We start from the raw sequence: 13033 nt of genomic DNA, 5'->3' as shown, positions 1-13033 counted from the left end.
ACCCGGTCTGCAAGGCTGCTGAAAGCTTGCTGGTTTATCTTTCAGCCGCCGCAACGGACGAATAACCGGGACCACCCGGAGACACGCCTGATGAGCGAGCTTTTCTACAACGCCGTGCCCAATGCGACCCGTGTCGCACCGCCGCTGGCCGAACCCCGGCAGTACCCCAGCGCGAAGCCGTCGCGGGTCTACCTGTTCGGCACTTGTGTGGTCGACCTGTTCTATCCCGAAGCCGGGATGGACGCGATTCACCTGCTGGAGCGCGAAGGCATTCGCGTGGAGTACCCGCAAGGGCAAAGCTGCTGCGGACAACCGGCCTACACCTCGGGTTACACCGAGCAGGCGCGCACCGTGGCCCGCTCGCAACTGGCGCTGTTTGCCGGCGACTATCCGGTGGTGGTGCCGTCGGGTTCCTGCGCAGGCATGCTGCGCGAGCATTACGCGGACTTGTTCAAGGACGAGCCCGAGACGTTGCAACAAGTGCAGGCCCTGGCCGCCCGCACCTATGAACTGGCCGAGTTCCTCCTGCACGTGTGCAAGGTGCAGCTCAAGGACAGTGGCGCTCCAGTCAAGGTGGCCTTGCACACCTCCTGCTCGGCACGCCGGGAAATGAACACCCACCTGCACGGCCGTGAGTTGTTGTCACAGCTGAGCAATGTGGAACGGGTAGAACACAGCCACGAAAGCGAATGCTGTGGCTTTGGCGGGACTTTCAGCGTCCGAATGCCGGACATCTCCGGCGCCATGGTCGCGGACAAGACCCGGGCGCTGAAGGAATCCGGCGCGCATCAGGTACTGAGTGCCGATTGCGGCTGCTTGATGAACATCAACGGCGCGCTGGAGAAACAACAAGAGGCATTGCGCGGCCAACACCTGGCGAGCTTCCTCTGGCAACGTACTGGAGGTGCGCAATGAGCACCCCAGAGCTGATTCCGACCACCAACGTGGCGGACGATTTTCGCACCCGGGCCCACCAGGCCCTAGGTGACCAACAACTGCGAAACAACTTTCGCAGTGCCATGGATTCACTCATGGCCAAGCGTGCGGCCTCGTTCAGCGATGCCCACGAAAGAGAACACTTGCGCGCCCTGGGCAACGCGATTCGCGCCAGGGCGTTGTCCAAGCTGCCCGACCTGCTCGAGCGCCTGGAACAGAACCTGACCCGCAACGGTGTGACAGTGCACTGGGCGGAAACGGTGGACGAAGCCAATGGCATCGTCCTCTCGATCATCCGCGCTCACGAGGCGCGGCAAGTGATCAAGGGCAAATCGATGGTCAGCGAAGAGATGGAAATGAACCATGTCCTCGCTGAACAAGGCATTGAATGCCTTGAGTCGGACATGGGCGAGTTCATCGTCCAGCTCGATCACGAGAAGCCTTCACACATCATTATGCCGGCGATCCACAAGAATGCCGGTCAGGTCGCGTCCTTGTTCCACGACAAACTCGGCGTGGAGTACACCAAGGACGTTGACCAACTCATTCAGATCGGTCGCAAGGTCTTGCGGCAGAAATTCTTCGAAGCCGATATCGGCGTCTCCGGCGTCAACTTCGCCGTGGCCGAGACCGGCACCCTGCTGCTGGTGGAAAACGAAGGCAACGGGCGCATGTCCACCACCGTGCCGCCAGTGCACATCGCCGTCACCGGGATCGAGAAAGTCGTCGAGAACCTGCGGGACGTGGTGCCCCTGCTGTCTCTGCTGACCCGCTCGGCCCTGGGCCAGCCCATCACCACCTACGTCAACATGATCTCCGGCCCGCGCAAAGCGCATGAGCTGGACGGCCCCCAGGAAGTGCACCTGGTGCTGCTGGACAACGGCCGCAGCCAGGCGTTTGCCGACAGCGAACTGCGCCAGACCCTGAACTGCATCCGCTGCGGCGCCTGCATGAACCACTGCCCGGTCTACACCCGGGTCGGCGGCCACACCTACGGCGAGGTCTACCCGGGGCCGATCGGCAAGATCATCACCCCGCACATGGTGGGTCTGGCCAAGGTACCGGACCACCCCAGCGCCTCGTCGCTGTGCGGCGCCTGTGGCGAAGTCTGCCCGGTGAAGATCCCGATCCCGGCGCTGCTGCGCCGACTGCGGGAAGAAAACGTCAAGGCCCCGGACAGCCCCCATCAAGTGATGCGCGGCCAGGGCAGCAAGTACTCGCGCAAGGAACGCTTCATCTGGAACGCCTGGGCCCGCCTCAACAGCTCGCCGACCCTGTATCGCCTGTTCACCCTGGCCGCCACCCGCCTGCGCGCTCTTGCCCCGAGCAAGGTCGGCCCCTGGACGCAGAACCACAGTGCGCCAAAACCCGCCGCCCGGTCGCTGCACGACCTGGCCCGTGAGCACCTGGACCAGCAGGGAGACCGCTGATGAGCGCGAAACACAACATCCTCGCCAAGCTGCGCAACAGCCTGACCGGCACCACGCCGATTGTGGATAACTTCGACGAGGCGCTGGTCACCGAGCCTTACAGCTACAGCGCGGAACAACGCATCCCGCAGTTGCGCAAACAGATGGAAGCAGTGCACACCGAGATCCACCTGAGCACCGCCGCCGGCTGGCCAGAACTGCTGGCCCGGCTGCTGCAGGAGCGCCAGCTGCCCAGCCTGCTGATCGCCCCCGGCACGCCCCACGGCCAGCGGGTCACCCAGTACTGGGCCGAGCACCCGCAACTGCCGGCGCTCAAGGCCTACGACCGCCCGGTGGAAGAATGGAAAGCCGAGCTGTTCAACGACACCCCGGCCAGCCTCACGACCACCCTGGGCGCGATCGCCGCCACCGGCAGCCTTATCCTCTGGCCAACCCGGGAAGAACCGCGGCTGATGAGCCTGGTGCCCCCGGTGCATTTCGCCCTGCTCAAGGCCAGCGAGATCCGCGACAACTTCTATCAGGTGCAGCAACAGATGAACTGGGCCGCCGGCATGCCGACCAACGCGCTGCTGGTGTCCGGCCCATCGAAGACCGCTGATATCGAGCAAGTCCTGGCTTACGGCGCCCACGGCCCGAAAGACCTGGTGGTGCTGATCCTGGAGGACCAATGAGCCTACCGGCCGCTTTTCTGCGTGATGCCCAGCAACTGATTCCCCAGGAGCGGCGCTTCGACGACCCGCTCTCGACCCTGGCCTTCGGCACCGACGCCAGCTTCTACCGGCTGATCCCCAAGCTGGTGATCCGCGTCGAGTCCGAAGATGAAGTGGTGACCCTGCTCCAGCTGGCCCAGCGCGACCGGGTGCCGGTGACCTTCCGCGCGGCGGGCACCAGCCTTTCCGGGCAGGCCATCAGCGACTCGGTGCTGATCGTTCTGGGGGATAACTGGAACGGCAAGGAGATTCGCCACCAGGGTACGCAGATTCGTCTGCAGCCTGGTGTGATCGGCGCCCAGGCCAATGCCTGGCTGGCACCTTTCGGGCGCAAGATCGGCCCCGATCCGGCCTCGATCAACGCCTGCAAGATCGGTGGCATCGTCGCCAACAATGCCAGCGGCATGTGCTGCGGTACCGCGCAGAACACCTATCACACCCTGGCCGGCATTCGCCTGGTACTGGCCGATGGCACGCGTCTGGATACCGAGGATGAGGCCAGCATCGCCGCCTTCCGCGCCAGCCATGGTCCGCTGCTGGAGCGCCTGGCCGAGCTGGGCCGCGGCACCCGCGCCAACAGTGAACTGGCCGCGAAGATCCGCCACAAATACCGGCTGAAAAACACCACCGGCCTGTCCCTCAATGCCCTGGTGGATTTCGACGAGCCACTGGACATCCTCAGCCACCTGCTGGTGGGCTCCGAGGGCACCCTGGGCTTTATCAGCGCGGTGACCTACGACACGGTGATCGACCACCCGAACAAGGCGTCGGCGCTAATCGTCTTTCCCGATGTGGACACCTGCTGCAACGCGGTGACCGTGCTCAAGAGCCAGCCGGTGTCGGCGGTGGAACTGCTGGACCGCCGCAGCCTGCGCTCGGTGCAGGACAAGCCCGGCATGCCGGCCTTCGTCCAGCAACTCTCGGCCAATGCCTGCGCGCTGCTGATCGAGTCCCGCGCCGCATCCTCGTCTCTGCTGCACGAGCAACTGGCGCAGATCATGAGTTCCCTGGCCGCCTTCCCGGTGGAAAAGCAGGTGGACTTCACTGAAGACCCGCAGGAAAACGCCAAGCTCTGGGCGATCCGCAAGGACACCTTCCCGGCGGTGGGCGCGGTGCGCAAGACCGGCACCACGGTGATCATCGAAGACGTGACCTTCCCCGTGGAACAGCTGGCCATCGGCGTCAACCGCCTGATCGAGCTGTTCGACAAGCACCACTACGACGAAGCGATCCTGTTCGGCCATGCCCTGGAGGGCAACCTGCACTTCGTCTTCACCCAGGGCTTCAACAGTAGCGAGGAAGTGAACCGCTACCAGGCGTTCATGGACGACGTGGCGCAACTGGTGGCGGTGGAATTCGGCGGTTCGCTGAAGGCCGAGCACGGCACCGGGCGCAACATGGCACCCTTCGTCGAGCTGGAATGGGGCAGCGATGCCTACCAGCTGATGTGGCAGCTCAAGCGCCTGCTGGACCCCAACAACATCCTCAACCCGGACGTGGTGCTCAGCGAAGACCCGCAGATCCACCTCAAGCACCTCAAGCCACTGCCGGCGGCCGACGAGATTGTGGATAAGTGCATCGAGTGCGGCTTCTGCGAACCGGTGTGCCCGTCCAAGGGGCTGACCCTGAGCCCGCGCCAGCGCATCGTCATCTGGCGTGATATCCAGGCGCGTAAACGGGCCGGCATCGATACGTCCGAGCTGGAGGCGGCCTATCAGTACCAGGGCATCGACACCTGCGCCGCCACCGGCCTGTGCGCCCAGCGCTGCCCAGTGGGCATCAACACCGGCGAGCTGGTGAAGAAACTGCGCAGTGAACACGCCACCCATAACGGCACCGCCGACTGGCTCGGCTCACACTTCGCCACCACCTTGCAGGGCGCCCGCTTCACCCTGCACGTGGCCAACGGCGCGCGCATGCTCCTGGGCGCGCCGCGCCTGAGCAAGCTGTCGGCGAGCCTGACGCGCCTGTCCAAAGGCCAGGTGCCGCAGTGGAGCAGCGCCATGCCACAGCCGGAAAAGGCCATTCGCTTCAGCCCGAGCGTCAGCGACGCGCGTCCGCGGGTGGTGTACCTGGCAGCCTGTGTGTCCCGGGTCATGGGGCCAGCGGCGGGCGACAAGGAGCAAAGCTCTCTCTACGAGAAAACCCGCGGCCTGCTGGAGAAGGCCGGTTATCAAGTAGTGCTGCCGGACAACCTGGACAACCTGTGCTGCGGCCAGCCGTTCGCCTCCAAGGGCTACGCCACCCAGGCCGAGGACAAGCGCCAGGAACTGATCGGCGCCCTGCTCCACGCCAGCCGGGGCGGCCTCGACCCGATCTACTGCGACACCAGCCCTTGCACCCTGCGCCTGGTGCAGGACCTGGGGGACGTGCGCCTGGACCTCTACGACCCAGTACGCTTCATCCGCACCCACCTGCTGGAGCGCCTGGAGTTCACGCCGCAAGAAGCGCCCATCGCGGTGCACGTCACCTGCAGCACCCAGCACCTGGGCGAGAGCCAGGCGCTGATCGAACTGGCCCGGCGTTGCAGCAACAACGTGGTGATCCCCGAAGGCATCCATTGCTGTGGTTTCGCCGGCGACAAGGGTTTCACCACCCCGGAACTCAACGCCCACTCCCTGCGCAGCCTCAAGGACGCGGTGCAGTATTGCAGCGAAGGCATTTCCACCAGCCGCACCTGTGAAATCGGCCTCAGCCAGCATGGCGGGATCGACTATCACGGGCTGGTCTACCTGGTGGATCGGGTAACCCGGGCCAAGGCGCTCTGAGCCATCGAGCCGGAAAAAAGGGGCGTTTTCGCCCCTTTTTTGTGCCTGGCGGAAAACGCCCCTGGCTTTTTCATTCCTTCGAAAAAAAAACAGAACCCCAGCGCGCGGCTACAGTCCATTTTCTAGGCCCGCAAAAAAGGGCTTAGCCCACTCGGCCGCCGGCCCTGTTGACCGGCAACACCGAGCCCCTGCGATCAAGGAGATAACCATGAAGCGTTCCGCACTGGCTGGACTGTTCATTACCGCCGCGATGCTGGCCTCCCCGGTGTTTGCCGCCGGGCAAGAGGACCTGTGCCAGATCAACCTGCAAAAGATCAAGGATGCCAAAGTCAGCACCGAAGCCATGAGCTCGGACCTGAGCAGCGACATCGACGCCAAGGTCCAGCAAGCCACCGCCGAACAGGCCAAGGGCACCGAGCAAGGCACCAAGAATTGCATCTCCCTGACCACCCAGGCCATCCAGAAATTGCAGAACAACACCAAGGGCGATCAGTAGGCCGATGCACTGGGCCAACCTTCGGGTTGGCCTTCTGGCCTCGGTTAGCGTAGAATCCGTCCACCTGTTGGTAATGCACAACAGGTTCGGGGCCGTTTAGGATTCGACGCCGGTTGCGAAACTTTAGGTGCATGCCGAGTTGGTAACAGAACTCGTAAATCCACTGTTGCAACTTCCTATAGTTGCCAATGACGAAACCTACGGGGATTACGCTCTCGCTGCGTAAGCAGCCTTAGCCCTTCCCCCCTGGTACCTTCGGGTCCAGCAATCATCAGGGGATGTCTGTAAACCCAAAATGATTGTCATATAGAACAGAATCGCCGTGCAGTACGTTGTGGACGAAGCGGCTAAAACTTACACAACTCGCCCAAAGCACCCTGCCCGTCGGGTCGCTGAGGGTTAACTCAATAGACACGGCTAAGCATGTAGTACCGACAGCGGAGTACTGGCGGACGGGGGTTCAAATCCCCCCGGCTCCACCAACTCAACAAAAAAAGACGTCCATGGACGTCTTTTTTTGTGCCTGAAATTCAGTGAATGCCATGATCGGGCGCTTATTGAAACCCACAGGCGCCCAGCACACTCCACGCCACCTGACGCCATACGCTCGTTCAAGAGCGCGCACTCCCAGCATTCAATCGTCGCCCCTTTCAACCTCCAGAACGTCGAGCATGACCTGCTCCAATATCTCAAAGAAGCCTCGGATGTGCGCCTGCTTCAACGCCTGAGGCCGGGTGACCAGGTAGACCTCCATATCTGGAAGTTCAAGCTCCGGGAACACCTCGGTCAGGTCCTTCGCCAGAATGCGCGGCAGTACCGCCACGCCCAGGCCTCGCCTCACCGACTCCAGTTGCACGGCGAACGAGTCCACGCTGATTTGCCCACGGTCCAGGCCTGCTGCCTTGGCGGCACGCATTTGCGGCAACATATCCAGCGGCGGAAGCAAGGCGATGTTGGCCGCCGTCGCCAAGGTCACCTCCGGGAACCGCTGCAGATAGCCAGCCTGGGCGAAGACGCCGTAGGCGAGCTTGCCCAGGGGCCGATAGATCAGCGAGGGCTCGCCCAGGTGCGCGGTGCGTACTGCAATATCGGCCACGCCGCGGACGATCTTGTGAAAGTCGGCGGTGACCAGCAACTCCACGGAACAACGCGGATGCAGGGCCGTAAAACGACTCGCGGCCTCCAGCACACAAGGAGAAAACCCCTCTCCGGCACTCACCAGGACACTGCCACAGAGCTCCGTCTGCACCCCGGACAGATCCGTCGCCGCTTGGCGCCGCAAGCCGGCTTCCGCCGCCAGTGCCACTTCCACCAGGGACTGGCCCCGTGCGGTCAGCCAACAGCCTTCAACGCCTCGTTCAACCAGCGGCTCACCCAAGGCCACTTCCAGTTGGGTCAGGCGACGGGACACAGTAGACGCCGCGATACCCAACAGCTGGCCCGCCTGAAGAAAACTGCCACGCCGCGAGACGGCCAGCAGCAACCGAAGATCGTCCCAATTTGCCTGCAACGCCATACCTCCCATCCCCCCTGGTTTGCATTAATGCAAAGCCATTATGCAGTAGTCGCTGTTTTTCAAGCACGGTCTCGCCGGTATATCTACAGGCCTTCGAAACCACTGGAATGCACTGTATGACGACGGGCCCCCACGACTACGCAGAACGCGCCGCTCGTGCCTTCAACCACCGTGACCTGGAGTCGATGCTCGCGCTGGTGTGCGAAGACTTCATCTACCTCGACGGCATGGGCATGCAAAGCGGCCGTGAATCCATGCGCAAACGGGAGACCGCCCTGTTCGAGGCGTTCCCTGATGCCCACGTGACCATGACGCCCTTTATCGTCACTGAAGACCGACTGGCGCTGACCGCCCTACTGACCGGTACCTTCACCGCCCCTCTGGTGCTGGCGGGCCGGCTGATCCCGCCTCATGGCCGCCCGATTGCCGTGCACTACAGCGCGCACTTCACCTTCAGAGACGGATTGGCCTGCCGCGAAGAAGTGTTCTTCGACAGCGCGGCGTTGATGCCCTCAGCCGAACAGCAGGAGAGTTGAGCCATGGGTAACGCATTCGTGACGGGCGCAACCGGCCTGCTGGGTAACAACCTGGTGCGCGAGCTGGTCGCCCGTGGCTACACCGTCAAAGCCCTGGTCCGCTCAAGAGCCAAAGGTGAAGAGCAGTTCAACGATCTGCCCAGTGTGGAACTGGTCGTGGGCGACATGGCCGATATCGACGCCTTCGCACCTTCGCTGCAAGGCTGCGATACGGTGTTTCATACCGCGGCGTTCTTTCGCGATAACTACAAGGGCGGCAGCCATTGGGCAGCCCTGGAAAAGATCAATGTCACCGGTACGCGAGACCTGCTGCACCACGCCTACCGCGCAGGCATACGCCGCTTTGTCCACACCTCTTCGATTGCCGTGCTCGACGGCGCCCCCGGCACCTCCATCGATGAGAGCTGCCTGCGCGCCGAAGCCGATGCGGATGACTACTACCGCAGCAAGATCCTCGCCGACCGCGAGGTCTTGAGCTTCCTCGACATCCACCCGCAGATGCATGCCTGCATGGTGCTGCCCGGCTGGATGTGGGGCCCGGGCGACAGGGGTCCGACCTCCTCGGGGCAATTGGTCAAGGATGTGGTCAACGGCAAGCTGCCCGGGCTGATTCCTGGCACCTTCTCCGTGGTCGATGCCCGTGATGTGGCCTGGGCTCAGATCTCTGCCGCGAAAAATGGCCGCCGTGGCGAGCGCTACCTCGCCGCCGGTCAGAGCTTGAACATGCGCCAGTTGGTGCCGCTCCTGGGGCGAATAGCGGGCGTCAAAACCCCTGCCCGGCAACTGCCAGTGCCCGCGCTGTACCTGTTGGCGGCGGTGCAGGAGGTGTACGCGCGCCTGACCGGCAAGCCGATTTTGCTGAGCATGGCGACGGTGCGCCTGTTGATACGCGAAGAGAACCGGACCAGCTTTAACCACCGCAAGAGCGAACAAGAGCTTGGCGTGAATTTTCGAGCGCTGGAGCAGACTATTTCTGACACCGTGTCCTGGTATCGGCAACATGGCGGGTTCACGAAAACCAAGGACGACAACCAACGGTGAGCAGGACAATCATCCTGATGCGTCACGGCCAGCCAAAGATCGCCGCGGCGGAAAAGATCTCAATGCTTGAGATGAAGGACTGGATCGCGCAATACAACCGCTCCGAAATCATCCGCGATCCTGCGCCGCAGGCCAGCCTGCAACTTGCCGCAACCGCCAGCACCGTTGTTTCAAGCAGCGCGCCTCGGGCCCTGACCTCCGTCGAGGTACTCGGGCTGAAACCTGCCGTGGTTGACGCGACGTTCTGCGAAGCTCAACTGCCCCATGGTGGCTGGCGATTTCCCCGGTTATCGCCGTTTACCTGGGCTTTCATCTTTCGCGTCCTGTGGCTGTGCGGCTATTCGAGCGGCGTCGAATCCTTCGGTGCGGCGAAGCAACGTGCCAGTGCCGCCGCTCAGCGGCTGCAGGCCCTTGCCGGCGAAGAGCCGGTGCTGCTGCTCGGTCATGGCGTCATGAATCGGATGATTGCCAAGCAACTGCTGGCAAGCGGGTGGACTCGCCAACAGCGGAATGGCAGCCGCTATTGGAGCGCGTCGGTGTATCACCACGCAGGTGTCTAAACGGTGGTCGGCGCAGAGTACGCATGCGGTTGGGCAGCGACACGTCAATCGCCGATGTCACTGGCGATAACACTAAAGCCCATGCCCCATCGCTTGTGACTCGAAGAGGTACAGAGTCTCTTTCTTTTGTGCGAAACGTCCTAGTTACACCGAACCACTTGAATCGGGAGTTCCTGCTAACTAGCCTCGACCTGTCACCGAACATTCGATGGCCGGGTTTAGCAGCTCGATGTTGACTAGGCGCACGGAGTTACGCCATGAAAAAGCTCGTTCCCGATCAGCCCAAAGCCCCCCAGCGCCACGGTAGAAACCCTGAACTAGACCAGGCCAACAAACAGATCCTTCAGAAACTGGCACTTCGACCTACCGGTGCGCCTCTGGCCAAGTCCATCAAACACACCTCAGGCGTCCCGGTTAGCAGCGACTCATTGTTTTCCATCCGAGAGGGCATCAACGCTGAAAAAGCCCTGCTCCACGTCTCTCTGCTGCTGAAAAGCGCCGAAGAAGTCTCCGATGAAATCACCGAGCGCGGCAGCGGCATTGAACGCGGCCTGATCTGGTCCCTGGTGCACTCGGTGGAGATGGCCCGGGCCGTGGTGGATGCCTTGCTCGACGGCAGTCGCCACAGGCTATCGTTGAAGTAGAACGCCCTAGGAAAGCACGGCGCGGCAGCACGATCCGCCGCGCTGCTGCTTGATGAGTAGAGCGCTTCAGCGCTCCGACATCACCACCATCACTTCCTCATCCTCCTCCCCTTCCGCCAGGTAGATATGGCCGACACTGCTGTTGAAGTAGGCCGTCTCCTACGGGCCGATGTTCACGGCTTTCCCGGTCTCGAACTGAATCCGCACGCGGCCGGAGAGCACCAGGGCGAATTCCTGCCCCGGGTGGCGGATGTAATCCTCGAACTGCTGCAGCTCGCGGGCAAAGATCCGCGTACATGGGGGTCATGCTGCGCTCGGGAAAGTCCGCGGCCATGGGGTGGTAGTCGTAGTTGCCGGTGCTGTAGCCGGGGGCGTCGGCGATGGTGGTGCTGACCACGGTCGGTTGCACCTGGGCGCTGCAGGTCTGGATCAGGTTCGGCGCCGGGCTAAACAGTTGGGCAATGTCGACGCCCAGGGCGCGGGCCGCGGCGGCGAGTTTTTCGTAGCTGACCGAGACCTGGGCCAGCTCCATTTTCGACAGGGTCGACAGTGCGACGCCGGAGCGTTCCGAGAGCTGTTTTAGGGTCAGCTCGTCCTATGGACAACCGATCGCGCGCTGGAATCAGTGTTGTATCCAGGAGGGAAACCTTTTCCATAGTGCGCCTTCCCTCCTCCATTTCGACCGCAGGTCAGTCCTGCCCCCCCTCCTCTCTCTTGTGCTTACGATAACGGGAAAGCGAAATTCCCGTTTGGCGCTTGAAGTAGCGACACAAGTAAGACGCGTCGACGAAGTTCAATTCGTCGGCCACACGGCCAATAGCCAAGTCACTGTATGAAAGAAGAGCCTTGATCTCCAAGGTTACCTGCCGATCGATCAGGCCCTTGGGTGTGTCGTTGAAAAACGCTTTGGTCAACTGCGACAGGTAGAACGGCGTGATATTCAGTGCGTCGGCGTAGAACTTCACATCTCTATGCCGCACGCAATGTTTGCCTATCAATTCCCAGAAGCGCCAACTGAGCATTTCCTTCCGGCTGAATCCCCTGTTTTCTATCTGGTTGGCTGGAAGTTGCTCGGCTATTTTCAAAAAGAGGTTCTGCAGCTGATTGCGCAACATAATGCGTTGGTAGGTGGGACAGGTCTGCGCAATATTCCGCATCTGCGTCACCCAGTCCTCTATCAGCGGCATGTCATCCTTGGATGGAACGCAATGAGGATGGTCATGCAGAAATACGAACAAGGTATTGGGTAGCGGGTAGGCAACCTCCGCGGCAAAACTTTTCGGCATAAGGCAGAAAAACACCTTGAAGCGGCGCGAGCGACGTTTGAGCAAGGCAATAGTGTCCTCAGCCAGCAGCATCACAGCACCGCGCCTAACCGCATGCTCTTTGAAGTTAAGTGTGAAGTGGGCACTACCGCAGAGGCATACCAGCAGCGTCAAGTAAGCGTGACCGAAGGAGAGCGGTAAACCGAGCCCTTCCGCTAGCGTGGTTTCTCCCATCCGCATCGAGTCGTCAGGAGCGGAAAGTTTCGGAATGTGATGCATAGTGACCCAGCGCTACAACAAACAAGAGCCAAAATCCTATCACCGCTTGGCGCAGCTGTTTCGAAAAGTACCGAAAAAGCCGAGGTACTGGCGTGTACCGATGATCTTTCTCCCAATACTCTGTCCCGAACGAACCAATCCATTCGGGTACAGGACATGACACTTGAAACAGAACGACTCTTGCTTCGCCCCTGGCAGGCCACAGACGCCGCCGATCTATACGAATATGCCAAAGACGCCCGAGTCGGCCCCATCGCTGGCTGGCCCCCCCATACCAGTGTGGAGAACAGTGCCGACATCATCCGTACGGTCTTCAATCACCCCGAGGTGTACGCGGTCGAACTGAAGGAAAATCGCCGTGCTGTTGGTTGTGTGGGCATTCTCATAGGCAGCAACAGCAATTTTGAAATCAGTGAGCAGGAAGGGGAAATCGCCTACTGGATCGGCGTGCCGTACTGGGGCAAAGGCCTGATTCCGGAAGCAGTACGTGAAGTGATGCGACACGCCTTTGAAAACCTGAATCTCAAAGCACTTTGGTGTGGTTACTTCGCCAACAACATCCAGTCCTATGCTGCTCAATCCAAGTGTGGCTTTCGCTTTCATCACACGGAAGAAAACAAATACAACCAGTTCCTCCAAGACTATCGGACAGAACACATTAGCCGTATCACCTACCAAGAATGGCTGGACCATACGAAAGAGTAAGGGCACAAACCGAAGATCCCGGTGTACGGCGGCCACGACCGACGGACGCAGCCTGGTGACGACGTATACCGCACGAACGCCGCAGAGGAGTTCAAACCTTACTTGGAGCTGCACGGAGAGCTAAGCGGAATCCCCCGCCGCCCCAGC

The 13033-nt window shown here is 61.4% G+C and carries 12 protein-coding genes, 1 other RNA gene and 1 pseudogene; 11 read left to right on the top strand and 3 right to left on the bottom strand.

Features of this window, described 5'->3' with window-relative positions:
- Positions 1-90: 90 nt before the first annotated feature.
- The 6 genes from BM382_RS12405 (at position 91) to ssrA (ending at position 6822) form a co-directional block, all read left to right on the top strand.
- Positions 91-915 carry a (Fe-S)-binding protein gene (locus BM382_RS12405; RefSeq protein WP_015634106.1) on the top strand — a complete coding sequence of 275 codons (825 nt, stop codon included), beginning with the start codon at positions 91-93 and terminating at the stop codon, positions 913-915.
- Positions 912-2366 (top strand): LutB/LldF family L-lactate oxidation iron-sulfur protein, encoded by a 1455-nt coding sequence (locus BM382_RS12400; RefSeq protein ID WP_072442987.1) that lies wholly within the window; start codon positions 912-914, stop codon positions 2364-2366. Before BM382_RS12405 ends, BM382_RS12400 begins: the two co-directional genes overlap by 4 nt.
- Positions 2366-3037 (top strand): LutC/YkgG family protein, encoded by a 672-nt coding sequence (locus BM382_RS12395; protein ID WP_072442985.1) that lies wholly within the window; start codon positions 2366-2368, stop codon positions 3035-3037. Before BM382_RS12400 ends, BM382_RS12395 begins: the two co-directional genes overlap by 1 nt.
- A complete protein-coding gene (locus BM382_RS12390; RefSeq protein ID WP_072442983.1) occupies positions 3034-5844 on the top strand; it encodes an FAD-binding and (Fe-S)-binding domain-containing protein in 2811 nt (936 codons plus the stop codon). Before BM382_RS12395 ends, BM382_RS12390 begins: the two co-directional genes overlap by 4 nt.
- 208 nt (positions 5845-6052) lie before the next feature.
- Positions 6053-6340 (top strand): hypothetical protein, encoded by a 288-nt coding sequence (locus tag BM382_RS12385; protein WP_072442981.1) that lies wholly within the window; start codon positions 6053-6055, stop codon positions 6338-6340.
- A gap of 88 nt (positions 6341-6428) precedes the next feature.
- Positions 6429-6822: a transfer-messenger RNA gene (ssrA, locus tag BM382_RS12380) on the top strand.
- Between the two features lie 152 nt (positions 6823-6974).
- Here the strand turns inward: ssrA and BM382_RS12375 are convergent.
- The gene (locus tag BM382_RS12375) at positions 6975-7856 is read right to left on the bottom strand and encodes a LysR family transcriptional regulator (protein WP_015634101.1); all 882 of its coding nucleotides are present in this window, start codon (positions 7854-7856) and stop codon (positions 6975-6977) included.
- A gap of 116 nt (positions 7857-7972) precedes the next feature.
- Here BM382_RS12375 and BM382_RS12370 point away from each other — a divergent pair, with 116 nt between their 5' ends.
- The 4 genes from BM382_RS12370 (at position 7973) to BM382_RS12355 (ending at position 10637) form a co-directional block, all read left to right on the top strand.
- A complete protein-coding gene (locus BM382_RS12370) occupies positions 7973-8392 on the top strand; it encodes an ester cyclase (protein WP_041751943.1) in 420 nt (139 codons plus the stop codon).
- 3 nt (positions 8393-8395) lie between these two features.
- Positions 8396-9433, top strand: coding sequence for an SDR family oxidoreductase (locus BM382_RS12365; RefSeq protein ID WP_072442979.1), 1038 nt, complete (start codon positions 8396-8398; stop codon positions 9431-9433).
- A 17-nt stretch (positions 9434-9450) separates the two neighbouring features.
- Positions 9451-9993 (top strand): histidine phosphatase family protein, encoded by a 543-nt coding sequence (locus BM382_RS12360; protein ID WP_083541077.1) that lies wholly within the window; start codon positions 9451-9453, stop codon positions 9991-9993.
- 257 nt (positions 9994-10250) lie between these two features.
- Positions 10251-10637 (top strand): DUF6124 family protein, encoded by a 387-nt coding sequence (locus BM382_RS12355; RefSeq protein ID WP_072442975.1) that lies wholly within the window; start codon positions 10251-10253, stop codon positions 10635-10637.
- Positions 10638-10703: 66 nt separating this feature from the next.
- Here BM382_RS12355 and BM382_RS12350 read toward each other — a convergent pair.
- Both BM382_RS12350 and BM382_RS12345 read right to left on the bottom strand, forming a co-directional pair.
- Positions 10704-11226 (bottom strand): annotated as a pseudogene (locus BM382_RS12350) (XRE family transcriptional regulator).
- A 100-nt stretch (positions 11227-11326) separates the two neighbouring features.
- On the bottom strand, positions 11327-12181 hold the full coding sequence (locus tag BM382_RS12345) for a helix-turn-helix domain-containing protein (RefSeq protein WP_041774062.1): 855 nt from the start codon (positions 12179-12181) through the stop codon (positions 11327-11329).
- 156 nt (positions 12182-12337) lie between these two features.
- Here BM382_RS12345 and BM382_RS12340 point away from each other — a divergent pair, with 156 nt between their 5' ends.
- The gene (locus BM382_RS12340; protein ID WP_011059171.1) at positions 12338-12886 is read left to right on the top strand and encodes a GNAT family N-acetyltransferase; all 549 of its coding nucleotides are present in this window, start codon (positions 12338-12340) and stop codon (positions 12884-12886) included.
- The last annotated feature ends 147 nt before the right edge of the window (positions 12887-13033 follow it).

Origin of the sequence: Pseudomonas sp. NFPP25, from assembly GCF_900116505.1 — a bacterium.
Classification (GTDB): Bacteria; Pseudomonadota; Gammaproteobacteria; order Pseudomonadales; family Pseudomonadaceae; genus Aquipseudomonas; species Aquipseudomonas protegens.
Note: the sequence above shows the minus strand (reverse complement) of the source record. Positions and strands in the feature narration are given on the sequence as shown.

Bases quoted from the DNA above. Each gene is read 5' to 3' on its own strand.
- BM382_RS12405 (WP_015634106.1), top strand. From the start codon at position 91: ATGAGCGAGCTTTTCTACAACGCCGTGCCCAATGCGACCCGTGTCGCA.
- BM382_RS12400 (WP_072442987.1), top strand. From the start codon at position 912: ATGAGCACCCCAGAGCTGATTCCGACCACCAACGTGGCGGACGATTTT.
- BM382_RS12395 (WP_072442985.1), top strand. From the start codon at position 2,366: ATGAGCGCGAAACACAACATCCTCGCCAAGCTGCGCAACAGCCTGACC.
- BM382_RS12390 (WP_072442983.1), top strand. From the start codon at position 3,034: ATGAGCCTACCGGCCGCTTTTCTGCGTGATGCCCAGCAACTGATTCCC.
- BM382_RS12385 (WP_072442981.1), top strand. From the start codon at position 6,053: ATGAAGCGTTCCGCACTGGCTGGACTGTTCATTACCGCCGCGATGCTG.
- BM382_RS12375 (WP_015634101.1), bottom strand. From the start codon at position 7,856: ATGGCGTTGCAGGCAAATTGGGACGATCTTCGGTTGCTGCTGGCCGTC.
- BM382_RS12370 (WP_041751943.1), top strand. From the start codon at position 7,973: ATGACGACGGGCCCCCACGACTACGCAGAACGCGCCGCTCGTGCCTTC.
- BM382_RS12365 (WP_072442979.1), top strand. From the start codon at position 8,396: ATGGGTAACGCATTCGTGACGGGCGCAACCGGCCTGCTGGGTAACAAC.
- BM382_RS12360 (WP_083541077.1), top strand. From the start codon at position 9,451: ATGCGTCACGGCCAGCCAAAGATCGCCGCGGCGGAAAAGATCTCAATG.
- BM382_RS12355 (WP_072442975.1), top strand. From the start codon at position 10,251: ATGAAAAAGCTCGTTCCCGATCAGCCCAAAGCCCCCCAGCGCCACGGT.
- BM382_RS12345 (WP_041774062.1), bottom strand. From the start codon at position 12,181: ATGCATCACATTCCGAAACTTTCCGCTCCTGACGACTCGATGCGGATG.
- BM382_RS12340 (WP_011059171.1), top strand. From the start codon at position 12,338: ATGACACTTGAAACAGAACGACTCTTGCTTCGCCCCTGGCAGGCCACA.